The following is an 11,684-nucleotide window of genomic DNA, read 5'->3' on the forward strand; positions in this document are numbered from 1 at the left end:
GGGGACCGGGTCGTGCGGGGATCGGCGATACGGGAGTCGGTAGGTCGGTGGGGGTGGAGTTCGGCGTCCTCGGGCCGTTGATCGTGACGGTCGACGGCCGGCCGGTGCCTGTGCCGGCCGCCCAGCACCGGGTGCTGCTCGGCGCGCTGCTGATGCGCGCGAACCACGTGGTGCCGGTCCCGGTGCTCCTGGACCACCTGTGGGCGGAGGCGCCACCGGCGGGGGCCCGCGCCAGCCTGCAGACCTACGTGTACCGGCTGCGCCGCAGGTTCGACCGGCCCGACCTGATCGTCACGCACGGCGACGGGTACCTGATCAGCACGGCGCCGGGGTCGATCGACCTGGACCGGTTCCGGGGCCTGCTGGACCTGGCGGACAAGGCCGCCCTGGACGGCGACGCCGCGGCCGAGGCGATCCACCTGAGCGCCGCGCTCGCCCTGTGGCGCGGGCGGGCGCTCGCCGACGTGGCGTCCGGGCCGCTGCAGGCGCTCGCTTTGGCGCTGGACGAGGAGCGGCTGCGGGTCACCGAACGCCGCGTCGACGCGGACCTCGCCACGGGCCGCCACGCCGACCTCATCCCGGAGCTGCGCGGCCTGACCGGGGAGCACCCGTTGCGGGAACGCTTCTGGCAGCAGCTCATGCTGGCGCTGCACGGCAGCGGCCGGCAGGCGGAGGCGCTGGAGACGTTCCGCGTCATCGACCGGAAGCTGCGCGCGGACCTCGGCATCGAGCCCGGCGCGGACCTGCGCGCGCTGCACCGGGCCATGCTCACGGGCGAGGTCGTGGTCCCGTCCGCGCCGCCGGCCGTCGTGCCGCGCACCCCGCTGCCCGACACCGGTGAAGCCGACGGCGGGTGGGTCGCCTGCCGCCAGCTACCGGCGGACATCCGCGGGTTCGTCGGTCGCGGCGCGGCACTGGACGCCATGGACGAGGTGCTCGGCGACGCGACCCCGGCGGTCACGGTGATCGACGGCCCGGCCGGGGTCGGCAAGACGACCCTGGCGGTGCACTGGGCGCACCGGGTCGCCGACCGGTTCCCCGACGGGCAGCTGTACGCGAACCTGCGCGGGTTCGACCCCGGCGGCGTGCCGCGCTCCCCCACCGAGGTGCTGCGGGGGTTTCTCGGCGCGATGCGGGTTCCACCGCACCGGATCCCGTCGGAGGTCGACGCCCAGGCGGCGCTGTACCGCAGCCTCCTGTCGGGCCGGCGGGTGCTCGTCGTGCTCGACAACGCGCGCGACGCCGAACAGGTCCGCCCGCTGCTGCCCGGGTCGCCGGGCACCCTCGTCGTCGTGACCGGCCGCCACCGGCTCACCAGCCTGATCGCCCTCGACGGCGCGCACCCGGTCGTCCTCGATGTACTGTCCACAGTGGACGCCCGGCACCTGCTGAACGGCCGCCTCGGGGCCCGGCGCGTCGACGTCGACCCCGCGGCGACCGACGAGGTCATCGACCGGTGCGCCGCGCTGCCGCTGGCCCTGACCGTCGTCGCGGCGCGCGCCGCGCTCCAGCCGGACTTCTCCCTCGGGGCACTGGCCGCCCAGCTGCGGGGCGCGCAGGCCGACCTGAGCGTCTTCCACGATCCGGACCCGGCGGCCGACCTGCGGGCGGTGTTCTCCTGGTCGTTCCAGACGGTCAGCCCGGCGGCGGCACGGCTGTTCCGGCTGCTCGGCCTGCACCCCGGGCCGGACATCGGTGAGCACGCCGCGGCCAGCCTCGCCGGCCTGCCCGTCACCGGCGTGCGGCCGCTGCTCGCCGAGCTGGCGCGGGCGAACGTGATCGCGGAGTCCGCGTCCCGTCGGTACTCCTTCCACGACCTCCTGCGGGCGTTCGCGATCGAGCAGGCCGACCGGCACGAGACCGCAACGGTCCGCCGCGACGCGGTCCGCCGCATGCTCGACCACTACCTCCACAGTGGACACACGGCGACGATGCTACTGAACGCGCAGCGCGAACCGATCACGCTGGCACCGCACGGGCCCGACGTCGTACCGGAACGGCCCGACGACCACCACGACTCGCTGCGGTGGCACACCGCGGAGCACGCCGTGCTGCTGGCCATGGTCCCGACGGCGGCCGCACAGGGCTTCGACGAACACGCGTGGCGATTGGCGTGGGTCTGCACCGAGGCGCTCGACCGGCGCGGCTACTGGCACGAGATCATCGACCTCCAGCTCGTCGCGATCGCGTCGGCCGACCGGCTGGCCGACCGGCGGGCCGGCGCGCAGTCCCGCCGCAACCTGGCGCGGGCGTACGGCCTGCTCAGCCGGTACGACGAGGCGCACACGGCGCTCCGGGAGGCCCTCGACCTGTACGGCGAGGACGGCAGCGCCATCGGTCGGGCCTACACCCATCGCTCCACCAGCTGGATCCTCGGCCGGCAGGACCGCGTGAGCGAAGCGATCGTGCACGTCCGGCAGGCCATGCTGCTGTTCCGCGCGGCCGGCCACCGCTCCGGCGAGGGCAAGGCGCTCAACTCGCTCGGCTGGATGCACTCGAGGCTGGGCAGCCACGAGCAGGCGGTGGCCTACACCGAACGGTCCCTGCGGCTACAGGCCGAGGCGGGCGACGTCCACAGCGCGGCCGTCGGTGCCGCCTGGGACACGCTGGGCTTCGCCCGGTACCACCTCGGCCAGCACGACGAGGCCATCGTCTGCCTGCAACGCGCCGTCGACATCCTCGGCGACGTCGGTGCGCGCTACCAGCAGGCCAACGCGCTGGCCCACCTCGCCGACGCCCACCTCGCCGGCGGTCACGCCGCCGAGGGGCGCGCGGCGCTGCAGCGGGCCGTCGACATCCTGCGCGACGTCGGGCACGCCGACGCCGCGCGCGTCCAGGGTCAGTTGACCGCTCTCACCCGGCCGTGAAGTGCGGGTCGCGGCCGAGGTACCGCAGCAGCGCGGCGGCCGCGTCGTCATCTTCCTGTTCGGGTAGGGCGGGAGCGTAGGCGAAGCCGCGCAACGGTTCCGCGGTCGCGCGGGCGGCCGGCATCAGCTGCCCGGCCAGCTCGGCGGTCAGCGGTGAGGGCTGCCCGGTCGCGACCGCGACGTCCCAGGCGTGCACGGCCGCGTCGAGCGCGCACGCGGCGGCCGCCAACGACGCTGGCAGCTCAGGGACGGGCGGCAGCGGTGTGCGCACCAGGGGCCCGGCCGGGTCGACACCGGACCAGGCGCCGACGGCCGCCTCGACCGCCTTCGCGACCGTGGCCTCGACACCGCCGTCGAGCTCGCGCGGCGGGTCGAACGGGTTGTAGGACGGCAACGAGCCGGACCCGACGGTCGACGCCCAGGCGTGCTGGTCGCCGGCCGCGTGGAACAGCACCTGCGCGACCGTCCACTCCGTGCACGGGGTCGGGTCGTCGAGCCGCCCGGTGCGGACGGCCACCGTGGTCACCCGGCGGAGCGCGTCGAGAGCGGTGGTCAGAACGGTGAAGGTCACGGAGAGATCCTTTCGTCAGGCGAGCGCGGCGAAGAACCGGCGGATGTCGTCCACCAGCAGGTCGGGTGCGTCGTGGGCAGCCCAGTGGCCGCCACGGTCGTAGGTGTTCCAGGACAGGATGTTGCGGTGGTCGCGGTCGGCGAACCGGCGGACCGCCTGGAAGTCGTGGGCGAACGCGGCGACGCCGATCGGCACCGACGTGGGTCCGGACTCCTCCGCGTCCCGGTGGTTCTCGTAGTAGAACCGGGCGGCCGACGCGGCGGTGTTGGTGAACCAGTACAGCGCCGCGTTGGTCAGGATGTCGTCGGGGCTCAGCGCGGTGCCGAACAGCTGCCCGCTCCAGGCCAGCTGCCCGGCGGGAGAGTCCGCGAGGGCGTGCGCCAGGGTCTGCGGCTGGGCCTGCTGGGACCGGTCGTGGATCGCGTGCCCGGCGAACGCCTGCCCGAACCGCAGCTTCCCGAAGTCCTCGCCGGTCAGCCCGTCGAACTCGCCGTCGTCGCCGCGCGGGAAGGAGAAGATCTGGGTGACGTGGACACCGACGACGTGCCCGCGGTCGAGCTCGCCCAGGATCGGGGAGACGATGGCGCCGGCGTCGTTGCCGTGCACGCCGTACCGGTCGTAGCCGAGCCGGCGCATCAGCTCCGCCCACGCCCGGGCGGTCCGCCGGGCGCTCCATCCGTGCTCGCGGGTCGGCCCGGAGAACGTGAACCCGGGCAGTGACGGGATGACCACGTGGAAGGCAGGCAGGTCGGCCGACCCGGGCGCGGTCAGCGGCCCGACCAGCCCGAGGTACTCGACGAAACTGTTGGGCCACCCGTGCGTCAGGACCAGCGGCACGGCGTCCGGCCGGGCGGAGCGCACGTGCGCGAAGTGGATCCGCTGCCCGTCGATCACGGTGGTGAACTGGGGGTACGAGTTCAGCTCCGCCTCCCGGGCCCGCCAGTCGAACGACGTGCGCCACCGTTCGACCAGGTCGCGCACGTAGGACAGCGGGACCCCGTACTCCCACCCCGGCGGCGCCGGCGCGCCGGCGCCGCCGGCGACGACCTCCTTCTCGGGCAGCTCGTCCGCCCACCGGGTGGCGGCCAGCCGGCGCGCCAGGTCGTCGAGGTCCACCTGCGGGACGGCCACGCGGAACGGGGTGATGCGGTCATCGGGCACGCGTGCCACCTCCCGGGAACGGACCCCGGCGGTCCGACCCGCGCAGCGTATGGGCGCCCGCTGGCGCGCCACTGACGCCCTGCTCACGCCGCACCGGGCGGTCCACCCGCCCGGGAGGCCTCACACGAGGGACATGAACCAGGGGACCAGGGCCAGCAGCGCCAGCGCGGCCGAGACGACGATGCCCAGCCAGGCGAGCACCCTCCGGCGTGGGCGGACGACGGGCCGCTGCGGCGGCGGGTGGTACGTGGGCCGGACCGGGTCGACGATGTCGGCCGGCGTCGGCTCGACGTGGTCCGCCTGGACGTAGGGCCGGCGCGGCGGCGGCCGCCGCGGCGCGGGCGGCGGACGGGCCGGCCCGGCGGTCGACGACCCGACGCCGCTCTCCCACCGGAACGGGTCAGCGGTGTCCCCGGACTCCGGCGGTCGCCGGGCGGCGGGCCGGCGGACCATCGGCCCGGGAGCGGGCCTGCGGATCTTCTGCTCGTACTCCCGGAGGCGGATCGGATCGAGGAGGATGTCTCGGGCGAGGTTGAGCATGACCTGGTCGCGGTGGGTGCCGCCGGCGTCGGGATGGGTCCGGCGCAGCCGCCGCCGGAACCGCCGGTTGATCTCGGCCCGGTCGGCGCCGGGCGCCACGCCGACGACGTCGTGCGGGTCGCGCCCGCCGAGGTCCTCGAAGTCCCGGTTCACCGGCGCGCGACCTCGGCCATGCGGACGATCAGCTGCCAGGTCGCGGCGTACGGCGGCACGCCGTCGGGCGCGTCGCGGTACCCGGCCAGGAACGTCACGGTCCGCCGGCCGGCCAGGTAGCACCAGACGTCGAGTCTCCGCTCACCGGTGCGCGTGTAGTACCAGTCGCGGTCCTCGACCGGGTCGCCGGACAGGAACGGGGTCTGCAGCCGGGCCTGGGCCTCGGCCGGCAGGTTGCCGAGAAACCCGCGCACGTCCGCGTCGAGGCCGAGGGCCGGGTCGGTGGCGGTCGCGGCACTGCCACCGGCGGCTGCCGGTGGACGGGCGGCGGGCCGCTGGGTCACCACCGCGTGCCGGATCGACCCCGGCACGAACCGCCGCACGTTCAGCAGGTGCGCGGGGCGGCCCGCGTCGTTGGTGGTCGGCGTCGTCACGGCCAGGCCGCCCGTACCGAAGACGACCGCGTAGGGACGGTCCTTGTGGACCTGGTGGCAGTAGGCCCACCACTCGACGGCGGGGCCCACCTTCTCGGCGATGCGCCGTTGCACGGCCGGGCCCAGCAGCGCCCACCAGTGCTCGCGGCCGGGGTTGTCGACGAAGTCGAGCGTGCGGGCGGAGTGGATCGGCGGCCCCGCCGGACGCCGCTCCGGCACGGTTCCCTGCCGCTGTGCCGGCGCCGCTCCCGGCCGCTGTGCGGGTCGGTGTCCGCCCAGCGGCTCCGGCAGGTTGCTCTGACGGGACACCCGGCCTCCCCCGGTCGCGACTGTGCGGTCGAGGGTACCGAGGTGCGGTCAGGGGCGGTTGCCCGTGGGGATCGTGATGAGGGTGGTCGATCCCGAGGCACCCTTGTTGAGGAACAGCATCGCGATGAACGCGGGCCACGCGGTGCGCACCAGGGCCCGCGCGACGGGGTCGGCCCAGGAGGGCAGCTTGTTGACCCGTTGCAGCCAGGCGGTGAGGTCGGCCGGGAACGCGGCGGGCAGCGGGTCGCGGTTGTCCACCCACGACCGCATCGCGGTGTTCACCGCCGGCACCTCGCCGTTGTCGAGGAGGCCCGCCACCAGGCGGTCCACCTCGTCGTCCCAGACCCACCACGGGTCGGCCGCCGCCGTGGTCGGTGCCGCGGAGACCGGCGCGGAGCCCACCGCGGTCACCGGACCGAGCGCGGCACCGAGCGTGAGGGCCTTTCTTCGACTGAGATCGCTCATTAACTTACTCCGCTTCCCTGGCAGGAGTAGACGCAGATCATGCAGTTCAGCCGCGCTTGGCTTGCTAGAACCACATTCGTCGATATGAGATTTGTCGTTGACATAATCGACACGGTGGACCGCCGGCAAGGGGCAGCGGGCGCGACGCCGCCGGGGGAGCCTGGAGAGTCCAGTCACCGTTGTGAATGATGAGGTGATGTCAGCGCTGGTTCGGCCCCGGTCGGTGACGGTCGCCCACCGGCGGTCGCCGTACCGGCTGGCGCCGCTCGACACCGCCGCGGTGCCGCTGGCGATCGAGGACGCGCGCGGCCGGCCCGGTCGCCTGCTGCTCGCCGGGCACGAGGTCGTGCCGTTCGTCGGGCGCGAGGCCGACCTCGCCGACCTCGAGAGCTGGATGGCGTCGCCCGACCGGATGGCGGTGCGGCTCGTGCGGGCCGACGGCGGGCAGGGCAAGACGCGGATCGCCCGCCACCTCGCGGCACGGTCCGCCGGTCGCGGGTGGACGGTGCGGCGGGCCGTCGCGGCGGCCGACCGGCCGGACGACGGCCTGCCCGACTCCGCGGGGCTGCTCGTGGTGGTGGACCACGCGGAGCGGTCTCCGCTCGCCGACCTCCTGGTCGACCTCCGCACCCTCGGTCTGCGCCACGACCTCCCGGTTCGGGTGCTGCTGCTGTCGCGGTCGGCCGGGTCGTGGTTCGGGGCGTCGACCGGCGACACGTCGCGCAGCACCCAGGAACTGCGGCCGCCCGGCGACCGGGTCGCGCTCTTCCGGCTCGCCGCCACGCACTTCGCCGAGCGGCTGGGTATCGACGCCGGTCCCCCACCGGTGCCCGCGTTCCTCGACTCCGACGCGTTCGGCAACGTCCTCGCGGTCGCGATGGCCGCGCTGGTCGGTGTCGACGCGCGCAGCCGGGGCGTCGACCCGCCGCTCGCGCCGGACGACCTGTCGAGGTGGCTCCTCGACCGGGAGCGGGGCACCTGGGCCGCGGCACGGTCCGCCGGCCGGATCTCCGTCACCGACGACACCATGCGCCGCGCCGTGTACGTCGCCACGCTCACCGGCCCGGTCCGCCGGGACGAGGCGCACGCCGTCCTCGGCCGGGCCGGTCTCGGCGACGCCGCGGTGATCGACGACCACCGGTTCTGCTACCCGCCGGAGGACGCGACCGGCACCGTGCTGGGCGCGCTGCGACCCGACCGGCTCGGTGAGGATCTCATCGGGTCCACCCACACCGACGCGGACGCCGGCACCGCCCGCCGGCTGCTCGACCCGGGTGGCGGCCCGGTGCGGCCCTGGATGGCGCACGGCCTCGCGGTGCTGGTCGAGACCGCGCACCGGTGGCCCCGCGTCCGCGACGAGATCGTCGCCCCGCTCGTGCGTGACCATCCCGCGCTGGCGTTCGCGGCCCTGGCCCGCCTCGTCGAACTGCCCGGTCTGGACACCGCGACGCTGGAGGCGGTCGACGCCGCGCTGCCCGCCGACCGGCGGGTCGAGCTGGCCGCCCTCAGCGACGCGCTCACCGCGGGGCGCCTCGCGGCGACCGACGACCCGGCCGAGCGGGCCCGCGTCCTCGGTGCGCACGCGGGCCGGCTCGGGTCGGCGGGCCGCACCGCGGAGGCGTTGGGACCCGCGACGGCCGCCGTCGGGCTCTACCGGACGCTCGCCGCCCGGGACCCGGCAACCTACCGCCAGCCGCTCGCCAAGGCGCTGGTCAGCGCCTCGCTGATCCTGGTGCGGCTCGGCACGCCCCGGCCGGCGCTGCCGTACGCGACCGAGGCGACCGCGCTGCTGCGCAGCCCCGACGGCCGGTACTCGCTGACCGGGGCCCAGTACGTCACCACGGCTCTGATCCACGAGGGCTCGGTGCACACCGAGCTCGGCGACGTCACCGCGGGACTCGCCGTCACCGACGAGGCGATCCGGCTGCTGCGCCAGGTCCGGCAGGCGCATCCGGAGACGCCGCCGGAGAACCTCGCCCGCGCGTTGCAGCACAGCGGGCACCAGCTGTGGACGCTCGGCCGCCGCTCGGAGGCACTGGCGCGCACCGAGGAGGCGGTCGCCCTGCGGCGGACCCTCGCCACCGCGCGCCCGTCGACGCACGCGGCCGGCCTGGCCGCCCTGTTGACCGAGCTCGCCGGTCAGCTCGACGGGGTCGGACGGCGGGTCGAGGCCCTCGCGGTCACCGAAGAGGCGGTGGCCGTGCGCCGCTGGGCGGCCGGGACCGGCCCGGACGCCGACCTCGCCGCGGCCCTGACCCGGCAGGCCTCCGCCCTGGCCGCGCTCGACCGGGCGGCCGACTCGCTCCCGGTGGGCGAGGAGGCGGTGGCCCTGTTCCGCGACCTCGCCGCCCGGGACCTGGGAGCGCACGGCCGCGGGCTGGCCCTCGCGCTGAAGGACGCCAGCCTGGTCAAGGCCCGGCTGGGCCGGGTCCCCGAGGCCGCCGCCGCGGCGGAGGAGGCGGTGGCCCTGCTGCGCGTGCTCGACCGGGACCGGCCGACCGGGTCGCTGGCGTCGGCGCTGGTCGTTCTCGGCGCGCACTACGCGGCCCTCGACCGCGCGGAGGACGCTTTAGCCGTGACCGCGGAGGGAATCACGCTGCTGCGCGGGCGGAACAGCGACGCCGCCGAGCTGGTGCCCGCGCTCACGGCGCTGAGCGACCGGCAGGCCGCCGCCGGCCTCCACGCCGAGGCGCTGGCCACCGCGCGGGAGGCGGTCCGGCTGGTGCGCCGGCACACCGCCCGGGAGACCGGCGCGTTCGAGCCCGCGCTGGCACAGGCGCTGACCGCCCTCACCGACCGCCTCGCCTCGACGATCACCGCGTCGCCGGCACCGTCGCCGGCACGGTCGCCGGCACCGTCACCCGCGCCGTCGACCGCCCCGTCACCCGCGCCGTCGACCGCGCCGTCGCCGCCCCCGGAGCCGCCCCCGAGGCCGTCCCCTCGGAAGGTGACGACCACCCCGGCCGCCGCGCCCCCGGTCACCCCGCGGGTCGCCCCGGCCGCCGTGCGCCTGGGCTTCCTGCGCGACGCGGAGCTGGGCGGCGGCGAGGTCCGCACCCGCGACGGCCGGCGCGGACGGCGGTACAGCCCCACGGTGGAGGCCGTGCCCGTCGTCCGGCTGGAGTGCCGGACCGGTACCGAGCGCGCGATCGACCGCGGATTCCGCCAGTGGGGCGGCCTGGTCCGCGACCTGACCCACCTGACCGGCTGGACACTGACGCCCACGGCCAGCGGCCTCGCGGTCGTCGACCCGACCGGCGTGGTGGTCGCGGAGGGCGACACGCCCCTGCCGGACGGGTGGGTCGACGAGGTGACCAGGCAGCAGCGCGCCCTGGTTCTCATCGGCCCGCGGCTCGGGGTCGGGCTCCACCCGGAGGAGCGCGGTCCCGCACAGCGCTGGCGGGAGCTGCGCGACGCCCAGCGCAACGGCCTCGTCGCGGCCGGCCTCGTCCCGTGGCGGGGCGTCAGCTCCCGGGCCGGCGGGTCCTAGGTCCGCGGGTCACAGGTCCGCCAGCTCGTCGTCGAAGAGCCGGGCGGGGTCGAAGGCCATGCCCGTGAAGTGCCCGGCCAGCTCCAGCGACAGGATGCCGTGCAGGCGCGTCCAGAAGGCCAGGGCCCGGCGCAGCGTCGCGACCGGCACCGACGGGTCGCCGGCCCAGTCGCGGTGGTGGTCCAGGTGTGACTCGAACGGACGGCCCGTGGACGGGACGTCGACCGAGCGGTAGACGTCGAGGAGCGTCGTCATGATCTCGCGGGAGATCGCGGTGGTGTCCTCGGGGGCGTGGTAGCCGGGCACGGGGGTGCCGTAGATCAGCAGGTAGCGCTGGGGATCGGCCAGCGCCCACGCCCGTACCGCCCGGGCCAGCCCGGCGACGTCGGTGCCGGCGTCGTACGCGGAGCGCATGGTGTCGGCCAGGCTGCGGTAGGCGTCGCGGATCAGGGCGGTGACCAGTTCGTCCCGGCTGGCGAAGTAGCGGTAGAGCGCCGGGCCGCTCATACCCAGCTGCTGCGCGATCGCCTTGAGGGACAGGGCCGACACCCCGGTCGTGGCGAGCTGCTCCCAGGCGCGTTGCTTGATCTCGGCCTGCACCTGGGCCCGGTACCGCTCGCGGGGGCTCGCCACGTCGGCGCCCATGGCCGTCCCCTCTCTGCTGTCGCGGGAGTTACAGGCTATCACGATTGCTATTGACGGCAGCTCATTGATGGTTATAGCCTCTAACTCACGAGACAGGCAGTAGCAGACCTGACAGAGGAGAAATATCATGAGCCCCAACGACAGTGGGCCCGTGGTGACCTGCGACGGCCAGGGGGTCGACCCGGCGGCCCGCATCCGGTACCGCGGCGAGACGGTGGTCCGGGCGTCCCTGCGGACCGTCTGGACCCTGCAGACCGACGTGGAGCGCTGGCCGACCTGGCACGCGCCGGTCACCAGCGTCGAGCGGCTCGACACCGGCGACCTGCGCGCCGGATCGGCCTTCCGGTGGACGACGCCGGTTCCGGAGACCCCCGCCTCCCCGGCCACCACGCTGGTCATCACCTCGACCGTCGAGCAGCTGACCCCGCACCGGTGCATCCGCTGGTCCGGGCCCGGCACCGGCGACGGCCTGCGCATCGACAGGGGCGTCCACGTGTGGACCTTCGCCGAGGTGCCGGGCGGCGTGCTCGTCCGCACCGAGGAGACCTGGACCGGCGACCAGGTGGAGGCCGACGTGCAGACCTCCACCGCCTACCTCGGATACGGCCTCGACGCGTGGCTGGCCGACCTGACGACCGCGGCGGAGAAGGCGGAGAACCGGTGACCGCGGCCACCGACACCCGGCCACGGTCGTTGCCCGTGGTGATCAGCGCCTGGTCCGCCGCCGTCCTCGTCGCCGGGCAGTTCGCCATGGTGGCCGTCGTTCCGGTGACGATCGTGCTGGTCGCCGTGTTCCGCAACGCCCACCTGCGTGCGCTGCGCTGGTGGGCGGCCGCCCTCGGGGCGGCCTACGCCGCGGGTCTGGCGCTGTGGGCGATCGGCCCCGACCGCGCCCCGAGCCTGTCGAAGAACCTCCACCCGGCGCACGAGGTGGTCATCGTCGTGCTGGCGGTGGCGGTCGCGGTGGCGTACCACGTCATCCGCCGACGCTCCCGGCCCTAGCGCACGACAGGCGCGTCCCCGCCGCCACTCCGACCCCCCTCTCCGCC

The 11,684-nt window shown here is 75.4% G+C and carries 10 protein-coding genes; 4 read left to right on the forward strand and 6 right to left on the reverse strand.

Translation table 11 applies throughout. The features are described 5' to 3' along the window. The first annotated feature begins 53 nt into the window (after positions 1–53). Positions 54–2,867 carry an AfsR/SARP family transcriptional regulator gene (locus Voc01_RS47175; protein WP_239161010.1) on the forward strand — a complete coding sequence of 938 codons (2,814 nt, stop codon included), beginning with the start codon at positions 54–56 and terminating at the stop codon, positions 2,865–2,867. Here the strand turns inward: Voc01_RS47175 and Voc01_RS47180 are convergent. The 5 genes from Voc01_RS47180 to Voc01_RS47200 form a co-directional block, all read right to left on the reverse strand. Further along, positions 2,854–3,438, reverse strand: a complete 585-nt coding sequence (locus tag Voc01_RS47180; protein WP_203934333.1) for a TIGR03086 family metal-binding protein — start codon at positions 3,436–3,438, stop codon at positions 2,854–2,856. The two genes, Voc01_RS47175 and Voc01_RS47180, sit on opposite strands and share 14 nt — an antisense overlap. A 15-nt stretch (positions 3,439–3,453) precedes the next feature. Then, positions 3,454–4,599, reverse strand: coding sequence for an epoxide hydrolase family protein (locus tag Voc01_RS47185; RefSeq protein WP_239161011.1), 1,146 nt, complete (start codon positions 4,597–4,599; stop codon positions 3,454–3,456). A gap of 120 nt (positions 4,600–4,719) precedes the next feature. Then, a complete protein-coding gene (locus Voc01_RS47190) occupies positions 4,720–5,292 on the reverse strand; it encodes a J domain-containing protein (protein ID WP_203934334.1) in 573 nt (190 codons plus the stop codon). After that, positions 5,289–6,035 carry a hypothetical protein gene (locus Voc01_RS47195; protein ID WP_203934335.1) on the reverse strand — a complete coding sequence of 249 codons (747 nt, stop codon included), beginning with the start codon at positions 6,033–6,035 and terminating at the stop codon, positions 5,289–5,291. The genes Voc01_RS47190 and Voc01_RS47195 overlap by 4 nt, the downstream gene beginning before the upstream one ends. A 48-nt stretch (positions 6,036–6,083) precedes the next feature. Further along, complete coding sequence (locus Voc01_RS47200) at positions 6,084–6,500, reverse strand: hypothetical protein (RefSeq protein ID WP_203934336.1); 417 nt, start codon at positions 6,498–6,500, stop codon at positions 6,084–6,086. A 196-nt stretch (positions 6,501–6,696) separates the two neighbouring features. Here Voc01_RS47200 and Voc01_RS47205 point away from each other — a divergent pair, with 196 nt between their 5' ends. After that, a complete protein-coding gene (locus Voc01_RS47205; protein WP_203934337.1) occupies positions 6,697–9,990 on the forward strand; it encodes a tetratricopeptide repeat protein in 3,294 nt (1,097 codons plus the stop codon). A 9-nt stretch (positions 9,991–9,999) separates the two neighbouring features. Here the strand turns inward: Voc01_RS47205 and Voc01_RS47210 are convergent, their stop codons facing one another. Next, on the reverse strand, positions 10,000–10,635 hold the full coding sequence (locus tag Voc01_RS47210) for a TetR/AcrR family transcriptional regulator (protein ID WP_203934338.1): 636 nt from the start codon (positions 10,633–10,635) through the stop codon (positions 10,000–10,002). Between the two features lie 127 nt (positions 10,636–10,762). Here Voc01_RS47210 and Voc01_RS47215 point away from each other — a divergent pair, with 127 nt between their 5' ends. Beyond that, positions 10,763–11,299 carry an SRPBCC family protein gene (locus Voc01_RS47215; protein WP_203934339.1) on the forward strand — a complete coding sequence of 179 codons (537 nt, stop codon included), beginning with the start codon at positions 10,763–10,765 and terminating at the stop codon, positions 11,297–11,299. Then, positions 11,296–11,637: a hypothetical protein gene (locus Voc01_RS47220; RefSeq protein ID WP_203934340.1), complete on the forward strand. Its 342-nt coding sequence runs from the start codon at positions 11,296–11,298 to the stop codon at positions 11,635–11,637. The genes Voc01_RS47215 and Voc01_RS47220 overlap by 4 nt, the downstream gene beginning before the upstream one ends. Positions 11,638–11,684: the final 47 nt, after the last annotated feature.

The organism is Virgisporangium ochraceum (assembly GCF_016863655.1).
Lineage (GTDB): Bacteria > Actinomycetota > Actinomycetes > Mycobacteriales > Micromonosporaceae > Virgisporangium > Virgisporangium ochraceum.